The sequence below is a fragment of the Aestuariibius sp. HNIBRBA575 genome (assembly GCF_040932005.1).
GTDB lineage: Bacteria > Pseudomonadota > Alphaproteobacteria > Rhodobacterales > Rhodobacteraceae > CANLNM01.
Genome location: NZ_CP162414.1, coordinates 761,327 through 785,007, shown reverse-complemented (window position 1 = coordinate 785,007; position 23,681 = coordinate 761,327). Strand labels below are relative to the sequence as shown.

Annotated in this window: 20 protein-coding genes; 7 read left to right on the top strand and 13 right to left on the bottom strand. The window is 55.9% G+C overall.

Translation table 11 applies throughout. The annotated features are described in order from the left end of the window. Positions 1–203 precede the first annotated feature (203 nt). Positions 204–782, top strand: coding sequence for a nitroreductase family protein (locus AB1F12_RS04035; RefSeq protein WP_368186762.1), 579 nt, complete (start codon positions 204–206; stop codon positions 780–782). After that, positions 779–1,474, top strand: a complete 696-nt coding sequence (locus tag AB1F12_RS04030) for an EI24 domain-containing protein (RefSeq protein ID WP_368186761.1) — start codon at positions 779–781, stop codon at positions 1,472–1,474. The genes AB1F12_RS04035 and AB1F12_RS04030 overlap by 4 nt, the downstream gene beginning before the upstream one ends. Here the strand turns inward: AB1F12_RS04030 and AB1F12_RS04025 are convergent. Genes AB1F12_RS04025 through mce form a run of 3 tightly spaced genes read right to left on the bottom strand, consistent with a single transcriptional unit; the run spans position 1,471 to position 2,646 of the window. Then, positions 1,471–1,893, bottom strand: a complete 423-nt coding sequence (locus tag AB1F12_RS04025) for an NUDIX hydrolase (RefSeq protein WP_368186759.1) — start codon at positions 1,891–1,893, stop codon at positions 1,471–1,473. The genes AB1F12_RS04030 and AB1F12_RS04025 overlap by 4 nt on opposite strands. A gap of 2 nt (positions 1,894–1,895) precedes the next feature. Continuing rightward, positions 1,896–2,207: a DUF1467 family protein gene (locus AB1F12_RS04020; RefSeq protein WP_368186758.1), complete on the bottom strand. Its 312-nt coding sequence runs from the start codon at positions 2,205–2,207 to the stop codon at positions 1,896–1,898. Between the two features lie 34 nt (positions 2,208–2,241). Next, complete coding sequence (mce, locus tag AB1F12_RS04015; RefSeq protein WP_368186756.1) at positions 2,242–2,646, bottom strand: methylmalonyl-CoA epimerase; 405 nt, start codon at positions 2,644–2,646, stop codon at positions 2,242–2,244. Between the two features lie 193 nt (positions 2,647–2,839). Here mce and AB1F12_RS04010 point away from each other — a divergent pair, with 193 nt between their 5' ends. Continuing rightward, positions 2,840–3,571: a response regulator gene (locus AB1F12_RS04010; RefSeq protein WP_368186755.1), complete on the top strand. Its 732-nt coding sequence runs from the start codon at positions 2,840–2,842 to the stop codon at positions 3,569–3,571. A 146-nt stretch (positions 3,572–3,717) separates the two neighbouring features. Beyond that, the gene (locus AB1F12_RS04005) at positions 3,718–3,903 is read left to right on the top strand and encodes a Flp family type IVb pilin (RefSeq protein WP_368186754.1); all 186 of its coding nucleotides are present in this window, start codon (positions 3,718–3,720) and stop codon (positions 3,901–3,903) included. Positions 3,904–3,974: 71 nt separating this feature from the next. On the opposite strand, the gene AB1F12_RS04000 is transcribed toward AB1F12_RS04005, so the two are convergent. The 3 genes from AB1F12_RS04000 to aspS form a co-directional block, all read right to left on the bottom strand. Continuing rightward, positions 3,975–5,201, bottom strand: a complete 1,227-nt coding sequence (locus AB1F12_RS04000; RefSeq protein WP_368186752.1) for a DUF1501 domain-containing protein — start codon at positions 5,199–5,201, stop codon at positions 3,975–3,977. 5 nt (positions 5,202–5,206) lie between these two features. Further along, positions 5,207–6,586, bottom strand: coding sequence for a DUF1800 family protein (locus tag AB1F12_RS03995; protein ID WP_368186751.1), 1,380 nt, complete (start codon positions 6,584–6,586; stop codon positions 5,207–5,209). 151 nt (positions 6,587–6,737) lie between these two features. Then, entirely contained in the window at positions 6,738–8,516 is a 1,779-nt protein-coding gene (aspS, locus tag AB1F12_RS03990; protein ID WP_368186750.1) for an aspartate--tRNA ligase, read from the bottom strand. A 192-nt stretch (positions 8,517–8,708) separates the two neighbouring features. Here aspS and AB1F12_RS03985 point away from each other — a divergent pair, with 192 nt between their 5' ends. Continuing rightward, positions 8,709–9,938 (top strand): glycosyltransferase family 87 protein, encoded by a 1,230-nt coding sequence (locus AB1F12_RS03985; RefSeq protein WP_368186748.1) that lies wholly within the window; start codon positions 8,709–8,711, stop codon positions 9,936–9,938. Here the strand turns inward: AB1F12_RS03985 and AB1F12_RS03980 are convergent. Continuing rightward, positions 9,916–10,551 carry an aminotransferase class IV family protein gene (locus tag AB1F12_RS03980; protein WP_368186747.1) on the bottom strand — a complete coding sequence of 212 codons (636 nt, stop codon included), beginning with the start codon at positions 10,549–10,551 and terminating at the stop codon, positions 9,916–9,918. The two genes, AB1F12_RS03985 and AB1F12_RS03980, sit on opposite strands and share 23 nt — an antisense overlap. Next, positions 10,506–11,645, bottom strand: a complete 1,140-nt coding sequence (locus AB1F12_RS03975; protein WP_368186746.1) for an aminodeoxychorismate synthase component I — start codon at positions 11,643–11,645, stop codon at positions 10,506–10,508. Before AB1F12_RS03975 ends, AB1F12_RS03980 begins: the two co-directional genes overlap by 46 nt. Before the next feature lie 136 nt (positions 11,646–11,781). On the opposite strand from AB1F12_RS03975, the gene AB1F12_RS03970 reads away from it, so the two are divergent. Together AB1F12_RS03970 and carB are read left to right on the top strand one after the other, a co-directional pair. After that, the gene (locus AB1F12_RS03970) at positions 11,782–13,050 is read left to right on the top strand and encodes a glycosyltransferase family 87 protein (RefSeq protein ID WP_368186745.1); all 1,269 of its coding nucleotides are present in this window, start codon (positions 11,782–11,784) and stop codon (positions 13,048–13,050) included. Between the two features lie 115 nt (positions 13,051–13,165). Then, positions 13,166–16,501, top strand: a complete 3,336-nt coding sequence (carB, locus tag AB1F12_RS03965; protein WP_368186743.1) for a carbamoyl-phosphate synthase large subunit — start codon at positions 13,166–13,168, stop codon at positions 16,499–16,501. Between the two features lie 49 nt (positions 16,502–16,550). Here the strand turns inward: carB and AB1F12_RS03960 are convergent, their stop codons facing one another. The 5 genes from AB1F12_RS03960 to AB1F12_RS03940 form a co-directional block, all read right to left on the bottom strand. Continuing rightward, entirely contained in the window at positions 16,551–16,910 is a 360-nt protein-coding gene (locus AB1F12_RS03960; RefSeq protein ID WP_368186742.1) for a hypothetical protein, read from the bottom strand. 79 nt (positions 16,911–16,989) lie between these two features. Beyond that, a complete protein-coding gene (locus AB1F12_RS03955) occupies positions 16,990–18,750 on the bottom strand; it encodes a sulfotransferase (RefSeq protein WP_368186740.1) in 1,761 nt (586 codons plus the stop codon). A 75-nt stretch (positions 18,751–18,825) separates the two neighbouring features. Continuing rightward, positions 18,826–20,709 carry an acyl-CoA synthetase gene (locus AB1F12_RS03950; protein ID WP_368186738.1) on the bottom strand — a complete coding sequence of 628 codons (1,884 nt, stop codon included), beginning with the start codon at positions 20,707–20,709 and terminating at the stop codon, positions 18,826–18,828. A 154-nt stretch (positions 20,710–20,863) separates the two neighbouring features. After that, the gene (locus AB1F12_RS03945; protein WP_368186736.1) at positions 20,864–22,657 is read right to left on the bottom strand and encodes an ABC transporter transmembrane domain-containing protein; all 1,794 of its coding nucleotides are present in this window, start codon (positions 22,655–22,657) and stop codon (positions 20,864–20,866) included. 78 nt (positions 22,658–22,735) lie between these two features. After that, positions 22,736–23,587: a hypothetical protein gene (locus AB1F12_RS03940; RefSeq protein ID WP_368186734.1), complete on the bottom strand. Its 852-nt coding sequence runs from the start codon at positions 23,585–23,587 to the stop codon at positions 22,736–22,738. Positions 23,588–23,681: the final 94 nt, after the last annotated feature.

Sequence of the window (23,681 nt, the reverse complement as noted above, 5' to 3'; positions counted from 1 at the left end):
CCCCGGCTGATTGCCCCCGGTTGGTTCCCTCGGCTGGATGACCTACCTTGTGGCAGGCGTCCAAACACAGATCGCAACCGCGAAATTCCCGCACGCCATCCGATTTGGGCGCAAAACGATGGCTTTTGCCGGGGCAAAGGGGTGGTATGCATGGCCAAGGACCCTTAAATCCGTTTCAACCTTTGAAACCGACAGGACATTTTATGCCCATCGCCAACCAAGCCGCACTTGAATTTTTGCTGTGTCGGCGGTCGCGCCCCGCCAAAACACTGACGACACCGGTTCCCGATCGCGCTGATCTGGACATTTTGCTGACCGCGGCCTGTCGCACACCGGATCACGGCAAACTGGAACCCTGGCGGTTCATCGTCCTGCAAAAGGCGGCCCTGTCGCGGTTGGGGGATGCCGTTGCGGCGCGCGGTGCGGCATTGGATATCGACCCTGACAAAATCGAAAAGGCGCAATTGCAATTTTCCAACGCAGATCTGGCCGTGGCAGTTGTCAGCGCACCGGTTGTGTCCCCTAAAATCCCTCAGATCGAACAGGTTTTATCGGCGGGGGCCGTGTGTGCCGCATTGTTGAACGCGGCTTTGGCTGCGGGTTGGGGGGCCAATTGGCTGTCAGGCTGGGCGTCCCATGATCGCGATTTTGTTGAACAAAATCTGGGATTAGCCCCAAATGAAACCATTGCGGGCTTTATCCATATCGGCACCGAACGCGTCGCACCACCAGAACGGCCCCGCCCTGATTTAGCCACCAAAGTCACATGGGTTCAGTCATGATCGTCACCGACTTTTTCAAGGCATTCGCCCAATTGCCCGATCCCCGCTTTCGGCGTGTATTGTGGCTGGGAATTGCGTTGACCATCGCGTTGCTGGTCGGGGCTTATGCCGTTTTGTTGTGGTTCATCAACAGCACGTCGGGCGAACCCATAACCATCCCCGGCATCGGTGAAATCTCATGGCTAGGCGACCTGCTGGGCTGGGGCAGTTTGTTGTTGATGTTCATCCTGTCGATATTCCTGATGGTGCCGGTTGCTTCGGCGATCACATCGATGTTTCTGGATGACGTCGCGCAGGCGGTTGAGGATGTGCACTATCCCCATTTGCCCGATATTCCCCGCACGCCATTTGGTGACGCGTTTCGCGACACTATCAATTTTCTCGGGGTTTTGATTGGCGCAAACCTACTGGCGATCATCGCATATGGGTTGCTGCCCTTTGCCGCGATTGTCATTTTCTGGGGGTTGAACGGCTATCTGCTGGGGCGGGAATATTTTCAGATCGCTGCCATGCGTCGGATCGGACGCCAAAATGCCAAAGCGCTGCGCAAACAGCATTCCGGTGAAATTTGGCTGGCAGGTTGTCTGATGGCAATCCCTCTGACGGTGCCGCTATTGAACCTGATCATCCCAATTTTGGGGGCCGCCACGTTCACGCATCTGTTTCATCGATTGAACAACAAGGCAGGCTAAGCCCGCGCTGCGATGGCCATTTGCAACACGTTCGCGACGTCTGCGCTCATGTTTAGATTGCCGTCCAGAACCTGTGATAGGGGCATCCAAGCCGCGTCAGAAACATCATCGGCAGCTTGGGGCGTGCCGCTGACATAATCGCAGTGAACCGCAGCCAGCAGGTAGTGATATTCCAGCGTGCCATCAGGGTGGTGACCGATGATGTCGAGGTTGGTTAAATACCCACCGGCGCGCACGGTCACACCGGTTTCTTCGGCCACTTCGCGCATAGCCGCCGCAAGTGCAGTTTCACCCGGATCAACATGCCCCCCCGGATAGCCCCACAGCCCGGCATCAGGTGGATTTTTGCGCCGCACAAGCAGGACGTGATCGCCCTGCACAACAACCGCAATGGCCGCAAGTTTTGGCCAATGCGTCATGTTTATTCAGCATCCAATACATCAGGGTGCATGGACGGGATATGCGGCGATGCCATCCGGTCAAACCAATCCATATCCCGAACAGAGATCACCCCAGACAGAATGGTGCCCGCAATGATGCCAAACACCCCCAACGAAACAACGCTGGTGATCTTGGCTTTGCGGGCGATATTCACGTCACTGGGCGCGGATTTATGGGTGCCGGGAACCACCTCTCCTGCTTCGCCTTGCGTTGTCAGACGCAAGGGCAGCACAATAAAGAACACCATGAACCAGATCACGGCAAATAATACCAACGCCGATGTGATTCCCATTGTTCGATCCTTTCACGTGCCGCGGATTGCGACGTTAAACCTGCTCTAATTCAACAAGACAGCCGTTGAAATCCTTGGGATGCAAAAACAGCACCGGTTTGCCATGCGCGCCGATTTTTGGCTCGCCAGATCCCAGCACACGTGCCCCGGTTTCCTGCAAATGGTCACGCGCAGCGATGATGTCATCCACTTCGTAACAGATATGATGGATGCCACCGGATGGGTTTTTCGCCAAAAAGCCGTTGATCGGGCTGTCTTCGCCCAGCGGATACAGCAATTCGATCTTGGTATTTGGCAATTCAATAAAAATCACCGTCACCCCGTGATCAGGTTCATCCTGTGGGGCGCCCACTTTGGCTCCCAATGCGTTGCGATATTGTGCGGCTGCGGCCTCCAAATTTGGGACAGCAATGGCGACATGGTTCAAACGACCGATCATGGCGGGCTCCTCTCTTTTGTTGCCTGCTTATCGCTGCTCTGGTCAGTCGGCGCAACGGGCCGCGCCTTTCGGTCGCGGTTACATGTTCGGCGATGAGTCCATTTTCTAGCGATGTGTCGCGGCCCGTTAACTTGGTCTTCACCATCAGGGTGCTTGTCTAGTCGCAGAACCAATACCTAACAGGAGGGGTAAAATGGACAATCTTGACGACTTTCTGATGACACGGCCACCAACGGCCAACCGTCCCTTGCTGGGGCATACGGTTCTGGCGGTTGAGGATAGCCGTTTCGCGTCTGAGGCTCTGCGCCTGTTATCGTTGCGATCTGGCGCACGGATTCGGCGCGCAGACAGCCTGCATCATGCGCGCCGCCATTTGCGGGTTTACCGCCCTTCGGTGATCATCATTGATCTGGGCCTGCCCGATGGCGCTGGCGAAGATCTGATTCAGGAATTGGCCAATACCAGCCCCCGCGTCGAGGTGATTCTAGGGATTTCAGGCGATGTGGACGCGGCTGAACGTGCGCTGAACGCTGGGGCTGATGGATTTATTGCCAAACCCATCGCATCCCTTGCGGCCTTTCAACAGGCGATTCTGGATCATTTACCCGCGGATAAACAACCGCCCATGCCCCGGAATGTGTCCGCCGAAATCATCCATCCAGATCGGCTGGCTTATCGGGATGATCTGGCGCATGTGGCTGAAATGCTGGGTGATGGGCAAACCGGTGAACAGGACCTGCCGCAAAAACTTGACTACGTGACACAGTTTTTGTCCGGGCTCGCCTTATCCGCCGATGATGCCGACCTGAGCGCGGCGTTGATCGATTTGGACCACGGCACATATAGCCGCGAACAACTCAGCACCGAAGCGATGCGCCTATCAAAATTGGTCCAAGACCGTATCGCGGCGCAAAGCCAGATTTAACAATATGGGGCGGTCTCGATTTTGCCCCATTTGGCCTGATTTTCACCATTCCGGCCCAAAAGCACCCTCTATTCGGCCTATTTGAGCCCCAATCCTTCGCCAAATTGATCCCATAGCTCGGGTGTGGAGTACGAAAGGATTAAAACATGGCGAATTTTATTGAACGCTTTTGGAGTGACGAAGACGGTAATACAACAATCGACTGGTTGGTTTTGACCGCTGGGATTGTGTTGCTGGGCGCGGCGATTATGGCGGCCGTTTCTCCGAGTACGCGCAATATGGCCGACAACACAGCCGATATTATCGAAGCTCGTCAAACCGACGGCGGCTGATCAATCTGCGGTCAACCGCACGACGTGCCGGGCCTTTCTTTCGTACAAAGGCCCGCCAAACCCTATTCGCCTTACAATATGATTCCAGGATTTTGCCCCAGTTCAACACCCGGAAACACGATATTTTCAATATTCGGCACCGACATCCCGATCATATCCCTCAGCGCCCAGCCGGCGATGGCCCGCACATCGCGTGTTGGCATCAAATCACGCCCGGCATATAAATCCGCGTCGGACAATCCCGGCCAATCCGTGACCACGCGCCCCCCCCGCACAGCGCCCCCGGCCAAAACCATCGCGCCACCGGTCCCATGATCGGTCCCATTGGTCCCATTTTCCCGGGCCGTGCGGCCAAATTCGGTCATGCAAATCACGGCCGTTTTGCCCCATTGCGCCCCCAGCCCCGCCTGCAAGGTCAAAATCGTTTCTGACAAGGCCCGCAATGCATTTCCGATGCCGCGTTTTTGCCCATTATGGGTATCCCACCCATTCAATGAAAACGAGGCGATACGCGTGTCGCCGCGCAGCCGGGACGCGGCAAATTCTGCCAGTTGAACATGTGCAATATTGGGGCGCACCGCCCCCATCATCGGATTGTCCGCCAGCATTTCTTCGGTTTCGCTGGCCAAATCCGCCTGCGCCGCCACGTCCCCCGCGATCAGCAACGCATCGCGCGATGCCTCTCTGAACAAGGGGTCGTCGTGATAGATCAGTTCCAATAAACGTTCGGCCTGCGGGCTCAGATCCAGCTCAGATCGCGGGGCCCAAGCCGAACTTGGTGCATCCCCTTCTAGGATCAGCATCCGTTCCCGCCCAACAGCAAAAGCGGTTTCCGTTTCGATCCCCGGCGTCACCTGCAGCAGCCGATTTAGCCACCCATCCCGCACGCCCTGTCCCAGATTTGTGATCCCTGCTTCTAGGATGTCCTGCCCGTCAAAATGGCTGCGTTTGTCGCGATAAGGCGTTGAAACTGCGTGCACAAATCCCAGCTGACCGGCCTGCCACAATGGATAAATAGGCGCCAGTGACGGATGCATCGCATAAAACCCATCCAGATCAAGCGCATCAGCCGCCTGTCCGGTTTTCAGGTTTGGCCGCAGCGCCGCCATTGCCGGATCACCATAGGGCTGCACGACGTCCAGCCCATCCATGCCACCGCGCAACACGATCACGACCAACCGCGTGTCCCATGGGGCATTGGCCAATGCGATCGGAGTGATCAACGGGCTGGCGGCCGCCGAACATCCAAGTGCTGCGCCGCGCATCAAAAATTTGCGTCTGCACACATCGTTTGTCATGCCATTTACCTTTTGTTGAACGCGGCTGACGCCAAAACAAGCCCGATCCCTTCGGATCGCGCTTCTGCGGAATTGGCTGCAAAAACAACCTCTTGGGGGGCGTATTTCCCAAGCGCCGTTTTCACAAAATCCCGTGGATCTGGCAGCGTGTTATTAAGGAATTGCGGCACGTTCATTGCCCAATTGATCCGGGCGGCCATGCCTCGTGGGGTGATCCAGGCCAGGGGCTCTTCTGGCCAGCCATCTGGTCCTAACGGGTGCTGCCAAGTTTGCCCCATCAGCTGCATCGGGTGATAGAATCCGCGCAAAATTTCCTGCCGGGTCAGGCCCAAAATCCGGTCTGCGGGCACCGCCAGCGCCCGCATGGATGCACAGATATATTCGAATGGCTGGCGGATTTTCACTGGATCGGGCGACCACGATTCAGGATGGTTGAGCATCGCTTCGTACATCTGCCCCATATCCCCGCCTGTTTGGTTAAACACGTGTTCCAATTCAGAAACCAACCGATCAGAGGGCGTGTCAGACACGAAATGCACCGCCAGTTTTTGGGCGATATGACGCGCGGTGGCCGGGTGGGTCGCCAGATCATCCAACACCTGCAAAATCGGGTCTAACGCGGCCGCGCCGCCCCCGTAATCCTGCCCCAAAACGGTTTCCGCGCCCGGTTCTGCAAAGGGCGGTCGAAACACGAAACCTTTGCTGGGATTGTAGCTAAGCCCGGTAAAAAGTTCGGCCAATTGGCGCACGTCATGCTGCGTATAGGGACCATCCACGCCCAATGTATGCAGTTCCAGCACTTCACGCGCGAGGTTTTCGTTCAGCCCCGCACCCCGTTCAAGTGCGGCTGGACTGTTGGGGCCCATCGATCGGATTTGATCCAGATATCGCAGCATCATCGGATGCAAAATGCAGGCGCGTAACATCTGCGAAAACGACCCCGTCAAATGCGGGCGAATTGCTTCTTCTATGTAGGGTTGCACCATATGGGCGGTTTGCCCATTGCGGGACACAACGGTGAAATGATCCCCCCAGAATGCGGCCAAACGTTCGCGAAATCCATCCGGGTTATGGGTCCAACGCGCCAGTGTCGCCCGAAAGTGACGTTCACGCACCGCCCGCCCTTGGGATCGCAATTCCTGAAACGCCTCTTGGGTGGCCTGTTCTTGGTCTGTGCCACGGGCCTGAACACGGGCGCGGTGCAGCCGCAAATAGGTGCTGACATGGGGCGTCACATCCGCAAATTTAGGGATTTCAAACGCTTGGGCCCCGTGATCTGGGCCGCGCAATTGCGTCATGATGTCAGAAACAGATGTCGGGGCCGCCAGATCAGGGGACAATCCGATCCCAAATCGGGTCGCGGCAAGTGTGGGATCAAAGGGCATCGTCGTTCCTATTCTGGATACGTATGGTGCCCTTATAACGTAATCCTGCAACAGGTCCGGCGCAAATTTTGCCAGAAATTCCCATCGGCTGATTTCCGCAAAAAGAAAGGCGAGCCATGGCCCGCCTTTGCTTGTTCATTGCGCAGTTGATTTAGGCCTCTGGTGGCAGGGACCGCAGGTTCAATTCGCGCATTTGTTCGTTTTGCGGCTCTGAGGGGGCGTTCATCATCAGATCCTCTGCGCGTTGGTTCATCGGGAACATCATCACTTCGCGGATGTTGGATTGTTCGGCCAGCAGCATCACAATCCGGTCGATCCCAGCGGCACAACCGCCGTGTGGTGGGGCGCCGTATTGGAACGCATTGACCAAAGCCCCAAAGCGGTTTTCGACCTCTTCTTTGCCGTAGCCTGCGATTTCAAACGCTTTGAACATGATTTCCGGGCGGTGGTTGCGGATCGCGCCCGATACCAATTCATAGCCGTTACAGGCCAGATCATATTGATAGCCCAGCACGTCCAGCGGATTGCCGTTCAGCGCCTCCATGCCACCTTGGGGCATGGAGAATGGGTTATGTTCAAAATCGATTTTGCCGGTTTCTTCGTCCTGTTCATAGATCGGGAAATCAACGATCCACGCAAAGGCAAACCGGTCTTTATCGGTCAGGCCCAGCTCTTCGCCGATCACATCACGGGCGCGCCCTGCAACTTTTTCGAATGCGTCAGGTTTACCGCCTAGGAAAAACGCCGCGTCCCCCACGCCCAGACCCAGCTGTTGGCGGATGGCTTCGGTGCGTTCGGGGCCGATGTTTTTGGCCAGCGGACCGGCGGCTTCCATGCCCTCGCCTTGGTCGCGCCAGAAAATATAGCCCATGCCCGGCAGACCTTCGCCTTGGGCAAATTTGTTCATGCGGTCACAGAATTTACGCGACCCACCTTTGGGGGCGGGAATGGCGCGGATTTGTGTGCCTTCGTTTTCCAGCAATTTGGCAAAAATCGCGAAACCAGACCCAGCGAAATGTTCGGACACAACCTGCATTTTGATCGGGTTACGCAGGTCGGGTTTGTCGGACCCATACCACAGCGCCGCGTCGCGATAGGAAATCTGCGGCCAGTCGGTGTCGACCTTTTTGCCGCCGCCGAACTCTTTGAACACACCGGCCAGAACCGGTTCGATTGTGTCGAAAATGTCCTGCTGCTCAACAAAGCTCATTTCCAGATCAAGCTGATAGAAATCAGTAGGCGAGCGGTCTGCGCGCGGATCTTCGTCGCGGAAACACGGCGCGATCTGGAAATATTTGTCGAAACCCGACATCATGATCAGCTGTTTGAACTGCTGAGGCGCTTGTGGCAGCGCGTAGAATTTGCCGGGATGCAGACGGGACGGCACCAGAAAATCGCGCGCACCTTCTGGGCTGGACGCTGTGATAATTGGCGTCTGATATTCGCGGAAACCCTTGTCCCACATCCGTTTGCGCATCGACGCCACAACGTCAGAACGCATTTTCATGTTGTCCTGCATCACCTGACGGCGCAGGTCCAGATAGCGGTATTTCAGGCGGGTTTCTTCTGGGTATTCCTGATCGCCAAACACCATCAAAGGCAGCTCTTCTGACGCGCCCAACACTTCCAATTCACGGGCGAACACTTCGATTTCGCCGGTGGGCAGGTTGGGGTTGATCAGGCTTTCGTCGCGCGCCAGCACATTGCCGTCGATGCGGATACACCATTCGCTGCGCACCTTTTCCAGATCGGCAAAGGCCGGGCTGTCGGCGTCGGCGATCACTTGGGTGATGCCAAAATGGTCGCGCAGATCGATGAACAGCACGCCGCCGTGATCGCGGACGCGATGCACCCAACCAGACAGACGAATATCATCGCCCACATTGGATTTGTTCAGGTCGGCACAGGTATGACTGCGATAGGCGTGCATGATAGGTCCCCTCGGGAAAAAACGGTCGTTGCGATAAAGGGCGATGGGCAGGGGAAGTCAAGCGCCGAGCAAGGCTTTGTTGCGCCAAATCACCTCTAAGGTGAGGAACATCGCCTCAAACTCGCCCGAATGCTTGCTCAAACCTTGGGAAACCGCCATCTTGGGTGAAATTTTTGCGCTTAGGTTGTCATATTGTCCACGGTTCGTTTGCCCATTTTATTGCTTTTGATTGCGTCTGTGACTGCGTTTGTCAGCCTGCAGGGGTTATGGCCCCCTGACCTCAGCGCGGTTTACTTTGGCGCGCGGGCCTATGGGCTTGGATTTGTGGATCACATTTACACCGCCCCCGAAGGTTTTTTCGGCCGATCCGTGGATGATCCGGTCTGGCGGCAAATGGCCACTGAATTGGGGCATGGCGATGAATTGATCCTGCCCTATATTTACCCACCGTTCACCGCAATGATCCTAAGTCCGATAGCAAAATTGGTGTCGCCAACGGCGTTTTTCACCGCGGCTTTGGTGTTCAACATTGCTTGTTCCGCCGCCACGTTTGTTTTGGCGTGGCGGATCGCGGCGCGTCGCCCGGATTTCATGACATGGACCAGCGTGAGTGTTGCGATCGCCTTGACCGCCTTTGCCTTTGTCTTTGCGCATTTTCAGCACCAGCCGCATATCTTTGTGACATTTCTGATCATGGCCGCGTTTGAACGATATAGTTTGGGCCGTATGGCCAGCGCGGGGGCGTTGCTGGCCTTTGCGGCGGCGATCAAACTCAGCCCGGCGTTTTTTGTGATCATATTCCTTGCGGATCGAAATTGGCGGGCGTTTTTTGCCTGTGCGCTGACAGGGGCGGTGCTATTGCTGGGCAGTATTCTGATTGGCGGTGTGGCGCTGCATCTGGATTTCGTCGCGCAGATTTCCCGTCTGGGTTCCGCGGATCAGGTGCTGAGCAATTCCAGCTATTCGATCGCAGGCGCGATCACGCAATTGCAGTATGTCATTGCCGGGATTGCGTTTGAAACGGGCCAGGAATTTCTATTGCTGCCCCATTCATCGGTCGGGCGTGGCGTGGCGTTGTTGCTGTTTGTGCCCGGTACTGCGCTGTTGCTGTGGCATACGCGCGATATCCCCGGTCGGCTGTTCATTCGTTTGCTGGGGCTTTGGCTTATTTTGGTGCTGGCGGATCCGCTGTCATGGGCGCTTTATGCGATTGGGCCGCTATCGCTGCTGCCGGGATTGATCACGCGCCTTCCCAAACACGTGGCGATTGGTGCAGTGGTGATCGCGGGCATTGGCCTGTCTTTTCAGCTGTTTCAACTGGATTTGGCCACGTCCCATATTCCTTTCCCTCAAAGCTTGATCGCGGTGATCACGCTGTTGGGGCTGTTGGGGCTGACGTTTAAACTAACGCCGCCGAAATAAACCCACGCAACGAATTGCCCATCATAAAGCCCCCATTCTGCAAATCTGACAGGGTCACAATCGCCTCTGAATACCCTTGTTCCAAGGCGATTTCCCGCTGGATCCCCGGCAAAACACCACATGTCAGCGCCGGTGTTCGTTTTTGATCCACCAGAAACAGGTTGGTGATGGTGCCTTCGCAAATCTCGTCGCGTTCATTGAGAAAAACCAGTTCGTCCACCCCGTCAGGGATATGCGCTCGCGCCGCGTCATAGATCGCACGGCGGCTGGTTTTATGGGCCAGCCAAGGGTCCTGTGAATGAAGCCGATTGGGGGCAATCGCGACACGCCAGATATCAGGATTGGCGGCCAGCGGAGCCTGTGTCAGATCGAACCGCCCATCAACCGTCAGTGTCAGACGGCAACGTGTCGGGCCATCCACATGCAATTCTACCAATTCTGCGATCCGGGCTTGGGCCGTGTTCAGATCAAACGGCAGGCCCAAAATCCCCGCCGACCGCGCCATACGTCGCAGATGCCGATCCAGATGGCGCGCACCGGAGTCGGGATAGATCCCAAAGGTTTCGATCAATCGAAAGTCTGGGTCGCCTTTTGGGCAAATCGGGTTTTCCATAGCGCCTCTTCGTATTCGCCAGCCGCCTGACTGTCATAGACCACGCCGCCGCCCACATTCAGCGTTGCGGTGCGATTATCCCCGTCACCTTCGACCATCAGCGTGCGAATGGCGACGTTAAATGTAGCCCGCCCATCCGGCGCAACCCAACCCACCGTGCCACAATAGGCATCGCGGGGCTGTGGCTCCAATTCGTCAATGATTTCCATCGCGCGAATTTTGGGCGCACCGGTGATGGACCCGCAGGGATAAATCGCGCGCAGCACATCCCCCAGCCCCAGATCGGGCATCAGCTGGGCGGTGACCCGACTGACCATTTGATGCACCGTTTCAAAGCTTTGCACCGTAAACAGGTCCGGCACTTTGACGCTGCCCAATTCAGAAACGCGGCTTAGATCATTGCGCAACAAATCCACGATCATCAGGTTTTCGGCCTGATTTTTTTCGTCACTTTGCAGGAATGCGATATTGTCCTGATCCTGCTGGGGCGTGTCGCCGCGCGGCTGCGTGCCCTTCATTGGCAGGGTTTCGATCTGGCCGTCCCGACCAAGGCGGAAAAACAATTCAGGGGATCGGCACAGTAAATCCGGCGCGCCGTCCTGTTCGATCAACACGCCGTAACCAACCGATTGCTGATCCATCAACCCCGTATAAAGCGCCTGTGACGTGCCCGTCACCGTGCAGCTCAGCGGGAAGGTCAGGTTCACCTGATAAATATCACCCGCCCGGATATAGGCATGCGCAGTGTCAAATGCGGCCCGGTACTGGGATTGGTCCCAATGGGGCTGCAACGGCCCAAATTGCCCAGGCCCATTTGCCAATTCCTGCATCTGCGGCGCGTCATAGACCCCAAACCGAATGAGGGGCACCTTGCGATTGTTTGGCATCAACCGGGTCAAACAGGATTCCAGCGCATATCCCAGTTCATAGGAACAATACCCCGCCAGCCAGTGCCCTTCCGCACGCGCGCGATCCAGCGCAGCCAAGGCATCAGGCACATCCGCCGCATCCCATGCCTCGATCAGGTGCAGGGGCGCGCGAAACCAATCGCCGGGGCCATTGGGGCCTATGTCAAACCGGATATCCAACGTCATTCATTCCTTGTTCTCGCCGACATATATTACGCCATGCGCCCAATGACAGGCCAAAGACGTAGCATCGGGTGGTTTTTCCGTCATTGCCAGCCTGCCCCCTGCCCCGGTATCAACATAAAAAAGAGGCCGCGCAGCTATGGCAAACCACACATTCCCCGCCCTGATCCTGATCGCAGCCTTTGCGGTCCTTAGTTTTATGGCCTCAGCACAGGCCCCGTCCTCTGATTTGTTGGCCACATGGTTGGCTGGCCATTTTTACGCAGAGGGCGCGCTGGATCAGATTTATCCCGCGGATAGTGGCCTATACACGATGTTGCCCCCTTCAGGCTGGGTGGAATTTATGACGGCCCAAGGATACAGCCATGATGTTTTTCCGTTTATTTACCCGCCTTTATGGGCGTGGGTTGCACAATTTTTCACCGACATTCTGCCCTTTCACAGCTTGGCGCGCGTGGCCAGCCTGATCAACCCAGCCTTGATCGGGGGAATGGTATTCATGGCGTGGCGCACCACCCGGTCAACCCTGCCCTCGGTGGTTTTTGTATCTGTCGGGATTGTCGCAATTGCCGCGACGAATATCGGCCAAGTGGCCCTGCGCGACAATCAACCGCAAATACTGGTCAGTTTTCTGACGGTTTGGGCCTTGTCGCGGCTTTATAATGAACAACCCCGATCAGGGGGCGCGGTGATGGCGTTGGCGGCGGCGTTGAAACTGACACCTGCCTTTTACGCGCTGCTCTGGGTGACGCGCCGAAAAACCCGCGCCTTGATTGGGTTCACAATCACCGGCGCTGCATTGGCAGGCCTGTCCGTTTTGGTGGCGGGCTGGCCGTTACATGCCACGTTCCTGCACCAGATCGGGGCGATTTCAGACACGGTTTTCCTCAGCAAATTGAACTTTTCCATAGATCCGGTGATCGCACAGCTTTGTTGCACGGATGCGTTCCTGTTTATCGACCCGGCCCTGTCCAATACGGCGCTTGTGGAGACACAAGCCGGTGGCTGGTACATCATGGCCAAGCCCCCCCTGTGGTCGGCCCTGTCGGGGTTGGCGTTGGTGATGGTACTGGCGGGCTGCACCTGGCTGGCGGCAAAATCGCAGGATGATCCACTGATCTGGCCCGTGCTGATGATCACCGTCAGCCTGATATCACCGCTGTCATGGGTCTATCACTACCTGGCCCCTGCCGCCTTTGCCCCGGTTTTGCTGGACCGATTCGGGCAAAAGGCCGGAACGTTGACCTTGTTGGCGGTGTTTGCCCCCCTTTCCTTGCCGATCATGGCGCAAATTGATGCCATTTCGCCCTCGCCTTTGCTGGTTCAGGGCACATCATTGGCCTGTCTGACCCTGCTTGCGACGGCGTTTGTCGTTGCAATCCTTCGCAAACAGGCAAAGATCAGCTAAAAACCCGCAAACCGGCGTCAACGCCCCCTTGCAACCGCCCGCGCCATCCCTATAACGCAGGACAATTTGGACACACGGGGGTGTCCGCCACAGACATCATAAAGGGGCCGCTGCCATGCCGAAGAGAACCGACATCAAGTCGATCATGATCATCGGAGCGGGGCCTATTGTCATCGGCCAAGCCTGCGAATTCGATTATTCCGGCGCCCAAGCCTGTAAGGCCCTGCGCGAAGAAGGGTTCCGGATCATTCTGGTCAACTCAAACCCGGCGACGATCATGACCGATCCGGGCCTTGCGGATGCGACCTATATCGAACCGATCACACCCGAAGTTGTGGCCAAAATCATCGAAAAAGAACGCCCAGATGCGTTGCTGCCCACCATGGGCGGCCAGACCGGGCTGAACACGTCCCTCGCGCTAGAAGAGATGGGCGTGTTGGAGAAATTCAACGTCGAAATGATCGGCGCGACCCGCGACGCCATCGAAATGGCCGAAGATCGCAAATTGTTCCGCGAAGCCATGGACCGTCTGGGGCTGGAAAACCCACGCGCGACCATTGTGACCGCGCCCAAATTCGATGACGGCAAAGCCAATCTGGACGAAGGTGTGAAAATCGCACTGGCTGAGCTGGACGATATCGGCCTGCCCGCCATTATCCGCCCGGCCTTTACCATGGGTGGGACCGGCGGGGGCGTGGCCTATAACCGCGAAGAATACATCCATTTCTGCCGCACAGGCATGGACGCATCCCCGGTGAACCAAATTCTGGTCGATGAATCCCTGCTGGGCTGGAAAGAATACGAAATGGAGGTTGTGCGCGACAAAGCCGACAACGCCATCATCGTGTGTTCCATCGAAAACATCGACCCAATGGGTGTGCATACCGGCGACAGTATCACCGTCGCCCCGGCCCTGACGCTGACGGACAAAGAATACCAAATGATGCGGACTGCCTCGATCGCAGTTTTGCGCGAAATCGGCGTAGAAACCGGCGGGTCAAACGTGCAATGGGCCGTGAACCCGGCCGATGGCCGCATGGTTGTGATCGAAATGAACCCGCGTGTGTCGCGCTCTTCTGCTTTGGCGTCCAAGGCGACGGGTTTCCCGATTGCAAAAATCGCCGCCAAACTGGCCGTTGGATTCACGCTGGACGAGCTGGACAATGACATCACCGGCGTCACACCCGCGTCGTTTGAACCCTCAATCGACTATGTCGTCACCAAGATCCCGAAATTTGCCTTTGAAAAATTCCCCGGTTCAGAACCGTATCTGACCACGGCGATGAAATCCGTCGGCGAAGCCATGGCCATCGGCCGCACATTCCACGAATCCATGCAAAAAGCGTTGGCCTCGATGGAATCTGGCCTGACCGGGTTTGACGAAATCGACATTCCGGGCGCGCCTGAAAAACCCGCCATCACCAAGGCATTGTCGCAGCAAACCCCCGACCGCATTCGCGTCATCGCCCAAGCCATGCGACTGGGCCTGAGCAATGATGAAATTCAGGCGGTAACGGCCTTTGACCCGTGGTTCCTGGACCGGTTCCGTGAAATCATCGACACCGAAGCCACGATCCGCAAAGACGGCCTGCCCGTCAGCGAAGAAGGTCTGCGCCACGTCAAAATGATGGGCTTTAGCGATGCACGTCTGGCCATTCTGACAGGCCGCGACGAAGGCCAAGTGCGCCGCGCGCGTCAGAACCTCGGCGTGAATGCTGTGTTCAAACGCATCGACACCTGTGCCGCCGAATTTGAGGCGCAAACCCCCTATATGTATTCCACCTACGAGGCGCCAATGATGGGCGAAGTGGAATGCGAAGCCCGCCCAAGCGATCGCAAAAAAGTGGTCATTCTGGGCGGTGGTCCAAACCGGATCGGCCAAGGGATCGAGTTCGATTATTGCTGCTGTCACGCCTGTTATGCCCTGACCGATCAGGGCTATGAAACGATCATGATCAACTGCAACCCGGAAACCGTGTCGACCGATTATGACACGTCTGACCGGCTGTATTTCGAGCCGCTGACCTATGAACATGTGATGGAAATCCTGCGGGTTGAGCAGGAAAACGGCACCCTGCATGGCGTCATCGTTCAGTTTGGCGGGCAGACCCCGCTGAAATTGGCCAACGCGCTAGAGGATGCAGGCATCCCGATCCTTGGCACGTCCCCAGACGCGATTGATCTGGCCGAAGACCGCGAGCGTTTTCAGGCACTTGTCAACGATCTGGGCCTGAAACAACCCAAGAACGGCATCGCATCCACCGACGCCGAAGCGCTGGAAATCGCTCAGGACATTGGCTTCCCACTGGTGATCCGCCCGTCCTATGTTCTGGGGGGGCGCGCTATGGAAATCGTGCGCGACATGCCTCAGCTGGAACGCTACATTTCCGAAGCGGTGGTTGTGTCCGGCGACAGCCCGGTCCTGCTGGACAGCTATCTGGCGGGTGCGGTGGAATGTGATGTTGATGCGCTCTCTGACGGCGAAAACGTCCATATTGCCGGCATCATGCAGCATATCGAAGAGGCCGGAGTGCATTCCGGCGACAGCGCCTGTTCGTTGCCGCCCTATTCCCTGCCCGACGACATCATCGCAGAACTGCATCGCCAAGGCGTCGCACTGGCCAAAGCGTTGAACGTGGTGGGCCTGATGAATGTGCAATTCGCGGTCAAAGACGGCGAAGTTTACCTGATCGAAGTGAACCCACGCGCATCCCGGACCGTTCCGTTTGTCGCCAAAGCCACCGACAGCGCCATCGCCTCGATCGCGGCGCGTTTGATGGCGGGGGAACCTTTGTCCAACTTCCCGATGCGCGCGCCTTATGCCGAGGCAAGCGATCCAATGGACGTCATGCCATTGGGCAATCCATTCACATTGGCCGATCCCAAAACACCTTGGTTCAGCGTCAAAGAGGCCGTCATGCCCTTTGCCCGGTTCCCCGGCGTCGATACGATTTTGGGGCCAGAAATGCGGTCCACCGGCGAAGTCATGGGCTGGGCGCGGTCATTTGATCGTGCCTTCCTAAAGGCGCAACTGGGCGCAAGCGTGGAATTGCCCACCAGCGGCACCGTGTTTATGTCCATCAAAGACGATGACAAAAACGCGCAAATGCTGGACGCATCCCGCATGGTCACCGATCTGGGCCTGTCCATTCTGGCGACCCGCGGCACGGCGACTTGGCTGGCTGAAAATGGCATCGACAGCGAAACGGTTAACAAAGTCTACGAAGGTGGCCGCACCATTGTGGATCGGTTGAAGGACGGCGATATTTCGTTGGTCTTCAACACCGTAGAAGGCGCGCAAGCGGTCGAAGATTCCCGTTCAATCCGCGCCGTCGCGCTATATGACAAGATCCCGTATTACACGACAGCGGCCGGATCTAACGCAGCGGCCATGGCCATGAAAGCCCAAGCAGAGGGCGACATGAAGGTCCGGTCCCTGCAAGGGGCCTAAATCCCTGTTTTACCAAATGAAAAGGCACCCAAACGGGTGCCTTTTTGTTTTAGCCCATCGTAAAGATACGGGCATCGCCGCCCGGTGGGGTGAAACTCACCTCAGATCCGTTGACGGAAACATCCTGACATTCATAAGGCAGTTCACGTTCGCCGATCGAACCGGACCGACAATATTGCCCATCCACGACGGTCCAAGTTCCCGCAAAAACAGCGCCGCCAAATTCCCCGGTAACGCGACCATCCGCATGCAACGTTGCATAACCCTGATCGTTTGAGAGCCGCTTGCCGACCAATGACTGAATGGTCGCCTCTTCGGGGCTGACCATGTCTTGTGTCATTTCAGTCTCGGTTTGCATACAGGCCGACAGGGTCAGCGCAGCGCAAGCCGCCACAATTGCTTTGTACATTATTCATTCCCCATTCTTACAATATGCAGAGCCTATTTATTTATTAGGTTGTTTTTCAAGGGAAAACCGCGCTGGCGGGTTAATCCAACGATTTAACCCGCTCTAGCCAATCACCTGCAAATGGTTCAAATGCACGCCAGGTTTGTGAACTTCCGGCATAGACTTGTTTGCGGACTTGCTGTGCTGAGGCGGTCCTGACCATATGATCCGCGCGTTCCGGGGTCAGGCAATTGTCATCCCAAGTTAGGCTCAAATCTTTGATCAAATTGCGCGTTGTTTTCTCTTGGTCGGCAACCAACGCTTCGTAATCCAACGTTACAATCCGATCCCCAAATCGATCCATCCAAAAATCCATCAGGTCCTTATACATATGATAATACTGAACAATGTCATCAGGATCATAGGCAAAGCCCATTCCCGTAGAACTAAAATAGTGATTGAAAATCGACCAGCAATTGGCCCGCGCATCGCGCTGGACATGGATAATCTGGGCTGTGGGCATCGCACTGGCGATGTAACCGATCAACCGAAAATTCAGCGGCATCTTATCGGTAAACATATCCGGCTTTTCATCGGTTTCTGGGATCGCAGCCAGGTATTCTGCGCGCAAATCTGCGCCTTGTTTGGCGCTCAAACCGGTCCGGTTTGTGTAGCAACGTCGCACCACCTGCGATAGCACACCCAATTCCCCCATCGGGGTCACGCGGGCATGTCGCGCCAAAATCGCTTCGGTTAAAGTGGTGCCGGATCGGGGTAACCCGGTGATAAAGATCGGCGTGGGATCGTCAGGGGATGATGTGGTGTTTGGGGTCACCTCGCCGTCAAATTGCGCCTTAATATCCTGAAATAGCGAGGCATCTTGGGAAATATCGTAGTTCAAATGAGCTTTGCGCAACCGATTTCCCGTTTTCAAAGCCTGATAAGCATCGGCATAATGCCCGTGTTGTTGCTCTATCTTGGCCAAGGCAAATTGCAGATAACCCAGGTCCGAGCTTTCTGGGTTCTGTTTCAACAGGGCACGCAGTCCAGCTTCGACCTTAAGGTATTCCTGTTGGGACGCGACATTTAGATAATTGTAAAATGCGCCCGAATTGTTTGGATCAAGCGAAATGGCGGTCAGATAAGCTATTTTTGCGGCCTCTTTTTGCCCCAGCGCCGCCAAAATCACCCCTTTGGCCGCTTGCAAAGACGCATCTTTTGGCCATTTTTCCTCGGCTTCGCTTAGGATTTCAAATCCGCGTGCCGCTTGGCCGATGCTATAGCAACTGCGGATCGAATTCAGGTAATGTACCACGTCATCAGGATCGAGCTGGCGAGCAATTTCGAAGCTGTTTAACGCCTGATCAGTCATCCCAGCATCCCGGAATGCCCGACCTAAACTGCTGAAATACTTTGGATTTGTGGGATCAATTTGCACCGCCTCGGCCAAGATAGTCAAAGCTTCCATGCGTTTGCCCGTTTGTGAAAGCACCTGCCCCAATCCATGACAGGCCCGTGCATCCTGTGGGGTTGTGCGCAAACGATCCGAAAAATGGGTGATGGCGGCGTCAAAGTCACCCATTTTGGCGTATAAATCAGCCAATTGGGTGGAATAAACGCCCCCTTTCCCTTGGATGGAAATCGCGGTTTTGTAGTGATTTATCGCCTCATCCACGTTGCCCACTTGAAACGCTGAATGGGCTGCAACCCCATGCAAATCCGGCCGTTCGGGCAAAAGTTTGAGCGCTTTTTTGCTTTGAAACAATGCCTTACGATATGACCCTTTTTCAAACAGCTTTTGAATATGAACCAGGTCAGGCTGGGATTTATGAAGCGATATCGGCGTGTTGGGCTGAGGCATAGTTCATCCTGCGAAAATCGGGGCAATCGCAGGATGTCGCATCTTGGCAAAGATTTCGTTAGCGGCTGTAACCGCCTATTCGACCCATTCCCATGGCCGGGTATAGGTGCCCAGCGCTTTGATCACATCTTCGTCGTTGACCGTGCCGGATTTCACCAATTGCGCGACCAATCCGCGCTTTTTATCATCGATGACGCCGCTGACTTCGGCGGCGACATCCGCATTGGCCAAGGCCTGACCATAAATCCGCGCGATCGCCAGTTTGCGCAGATCAGGTTTAAAGATTTTACCCACAGCGGTCTTGGGAAGTTCTGGTAGAATTTCCAGATACTTAGGATGTGCGGCACGTTCATGGATGCGATCCTTGGCAAAGGTGATCAGATCCTCAGAACTGACATTGCCCCCCTCGACCAGCTCAACATAGGCACATGGAATTTCGCCCGAATGGGCATCCGGCTGACCAATCGCGCCGGCAAAGGCGACCATCGGATGACCGGCCAGAGCCTCTTCTATTTCGGCGGGGTCGATATTGTGCCCCCCCCGGATAATCAAATCCTTGGCCCGCCCCGTGATCCACAAATAGCCATCCGCATCAATCCGGCCCAAATCGCCGGTGCGCAGATAGATATCGTGATGGAACAGATCGTGGTTTTTATCGACTTCGGTATAGGTGGAACCGGCGTAAACCCCCGGATTGTCGATACAAATTTCGCCGATTTCATCAGTTGGGCATTCTACGGGACCATCCGCAGTGTGCCGCAGAATTTTGACGTCGCAATACGGAAACGGAAGCCCAATAGAGCCGATTTTCTTTTCGCCATCGGGTGGGTTGATCGCCACCAGACAGGTTGCTTCTGTCAGGCCGTACCCTTCGCAGATTGTGACGCCTGCGCTTTCTTCGAACCGACGATATAGTTCAATTGGCAGTGGCGCTGACCCGGAAAAGGCCAGTCGCAGAGACGAAATATCAGCATCCACCGGGCGTTGCATCAGGGCCGAAATCGCGGTGGGCACTGTGATCATAAACGTCGCTTTGTAGCGTTCGATCAGTTTCCAGAAATTGTCAAAAACCCCATCGCCGCGATAGCCCTGCGGAGTTGGAAACACGACCTGCGCGCCCGATCCCAGCGATGCACCCAGCGACACAATCGTCGCAAAGACGTGGAAGATCGGCAAAGGGCACATTTGCACGTCTTTTTCGTCAAATAACAGCGTCGCACCCAGCCAAGCATTGTACACGATGCCGCTATAGCGGTGCTGTGCTACCTTGGGCATGCCGGTGGTGCCGCCGGTGTGGAAATAGGCCGCAACCCGGTCGCCGTCACTGTCTTTGAACGCCAGCTCTGATGGCTGTTTGACCATTTCTTTGTTGAAATCCAACACTTTGGCATTGTGCGTATGCGGGTTTTTGGGGCGGATCATTGGAACGATCAGTTTCTTCACCCCGGTCAAATACCGCAACAGGTCAACCTCGATCACGGTTTCCACATTGGGGGCCAGCGCAACCGCTTCGGCGGCTTTTTGGGGCACGTCGGTTTTTGGAAATGCCTTTAGCGTGACTAGAACCTTGGCGTTGGTTTCCCGCAGGATCGCGCCAATTTGTTCTGCATCCAGCAAGGGATTGATCGGGTTCACGATGCCGGCGATTGTGCCGCCCAAATAGGTCAGGATCGTTTCTGTGGAATTGGGCAACAGGAACGCCACAACGTCCGTTTCGCCAATGCCCAATGAGCGGAACAAGTTTGCGGTCTGCGTGGATTTGCGAAGCAATTCAGACCAGGTCAGGGTTTCGTCTTTGTCCTTTGGACCGGAAAACATCTGAAAGGTGACTGCTTTTCGGCCGCCAAATTTATGGGCCGTGCCGGACAACAGTTCATACATTGTGGATGGAACATCCCGTTCCTCCCAGCTCATTTCCTGCTCAAAGGCATTGCGGTCCGCGAGTGTTGCGTATGTCACTAAGATGTCCTCCCTAAAGTCGCAGCACCCAAAGATGCCACGGCAATTCCTGCCATAGACCTAAAGATCGAGCGAATTCTGACAAGTATGACGCAGCGATACATCATTCGCCAAGGGTGAATTACGCTGGGTCACTCAATTTAAAGATGTGGGGTTATTCTGCCGCCAAACCAGAGGTAAATTGCAGCCGCGCCAAACGGGCATATAACCCGCCCTCGGCAACCAGCGCGTCATGTGTGCCCTGAGCGACGATTTTACCGTCTTCAAAAACCACGATCCGGTCGGCCTTTTTGACGGTTGCCAATCGGTGCGCCACGATAATGGTGGTGCGATCTTTGGACATTTCATCAACGGCCTGCTGCACGGCCAGTTCGCTTTCTGCGTCCAGCGCAGATGTGGCTTCGTCCAGCAACAAGACCGGCGCATCGCGCAGGATCGCACGGGCAATGGCGATCCGTTGTTTCTGACCGCCTGATAACATCACCCCACGTTCGCCCACATAGGCGTCATATCCGTCGGGCAGCGCCATCAGGAAATCATGCGCAGCTGCGGCTTTGGCGGCCTGTTCAACCTCAGCATCGCTGGCATCGGGGCGTCCAAAACGGATGTTTTCACGGGCTGTATCGGCAAAGATCACCGGGTCTTGGGGCACCATGGCCAGATGGCGCCTAAAATCGGCCCGTTCCATGTGCCGCAGGTCAATACCATCCAACAAAACCGCCCCCTCTGACGGGTCATAGAACCGTTGCATCAGTTGAATAATCGTGGTTTTCCCAGCCCCCGACGGACCAACCAAGGCGATGGTTTCGCCGGGTTTTACGTGCAGATTGACATCCTGCAATGCCTGCGTGTCCGGGCGCGCCGGATAGCGAAACGACACGTTGTCAAAACGGATTTCCCCATGTCGGGTATCAGCCGAGGCCTGCGGGTTTTCCGGATCGTTAACCGCGTCTTGGGCATGGAGCAACTCAACCAGCCGTTCCGTGGCCCCAGAGGCCCGCTGCAATTCCCCCCAGATTTCCGTCAACGCCCCAACTGCGCCCGCGACCATCACCGAATAGATCACAAACTGAACCAAGGCCCCGATCGACATCAACCCGGCCTGAACATCCCGCGCGCCGATCCACAAAACCCCGACAACCCCTGAAAAAATCAGGAAAATAACGATGGCTGTCATCACCGCACGGGTCGAAATGCGCCGCCGCGCCGCATCAAAGCTTTTCTCGGTCAGATCCGCGAATTTATCACGGCTGCGGGCTTCGTGGGTAAAGGCCTGAACGGTTTGCGCAGACAACAATTGTTCGGAGGCATCACCAGATGAGGTGGCGATCCAATCCTGATTTTCGCGGCTCAGTTTGCGCAATTTGCGCCCCAAAACCACAATCGGCACGATAACGGCGGGAACAATCAGCAAAACCAACCCGGTCAATTTGGCCGATGTAAACAACATCAGCACCAAACCACCCAAGAAAATCAACACGTTGCGCAGCGCAACCGACACGGATGACCCGATGACAGACAGGATCAATGTGGTATCCGTTGTGATCCGGCTCAGCACTTCTCCGGTCATGATGTTTTCATAGAAACTGGGGCTCATGCCGATCATGCGGGTGAATACGGATTTGCGGATATCCGCGACAACCCGTTCGCCCAATCGTGTGACCAGATAATACCGGATCGCCGTGCCCACAGCCAAAGCCGCGGCAATCAGCAAGGCGGCGACAAAATATTGGTTCAACAGCCCCGATGCTGCGCCTTCGAAATTGTCGACAACCCGGCGCACGGCCAATGGCAGGATCAGCGAAATAAAGGCCGTGACGATCAACGCGATTAATGCGCCGCCCATCAAGCCTTTGTAGGGTTTCATAAATGGCCACAAGCCCCGCAAGGCACCAATGCGTTTTGACGACGCTCGGTCTTCGGTTGATTGGCGCGGGGTGTCGGTCATAGAGCGTCCTTTCAAGTCAGAAAGGCACATATAGGCGCGCGGCCCCGCAAACAAGCGTCGGGCCGTCGCAGATGCGGTTTATGCCGCTTGTTTTTGCCCCGCCCGACGTTCCAGAACCCGGTTCAGCCGGGTCTGCATCCGTTGATGGCGATTGGGCAGAATTTGCAGGCGACGCATTTCATCCAGCATATGCGACGACACATCCGGACGGCGCCATAGATTGGCAGAAAACATGGTCAGCAAATAGCCGGGCGTGTCGCGTTTTGCGCGGCGAAACTGCCCCATCAGATCCGCAACCCGTCGCCGGGCAATCAACCGCAACAACACCCGATCCAACAACCCGGTTTCCAGCAGGCAGCGCTGAATTCGTTGCGCGGTTCCGGAGGCTTTGTAATAGGCCGTGCGCGCGTCAGGCAGGTTCAGGATCTGGACATGGCGATGTTCGCAATCGGCTGAATCATACAGCACAGAATAGGCCTGTGCCTTGTGATCTGTCACGGCGTCTAATTCACCCAATTGTTTGAAATCTTTTGCGAAACGATTGTCCGCAGGCAGGGCATCGGGGTCCAATGCGGCCACAGGGGACATGGCGATCACGTGATCCGCGGCAATCCGTGTTGCGGCCTTTATCGCGCCATAGGCCCCCATGCCTGTGCCCACAAACGTCACATGTGTGAACCAGCCGCACATATGTTCCAACGCTTCTAGGCATTCGTCAAACGCCGCCCCCAGGAACCAATCGGCATTGTCCGATCGCACTGTGACGATGTTCAACCCAAATCTCGCACCAAAGGCCGTTTCAGCGGCCCGTTCGGTCGCCGCACCCGTTTCTGATTTGTTGGGAAAGAAGACAACAACCTGACGCGCATTCCGGCGTAGCTCTGCATGCAGAGAATAGCCATTATTGTCGAATAAAACTGCGTTTTCCATTTTGCCCACCTTGTCCATTTCCCAACGTGATTGTCGCTGATTTAGAAACTGACAGCTAAGAATGAAAGGAATTGGAAACGGATTGGCCCATTTC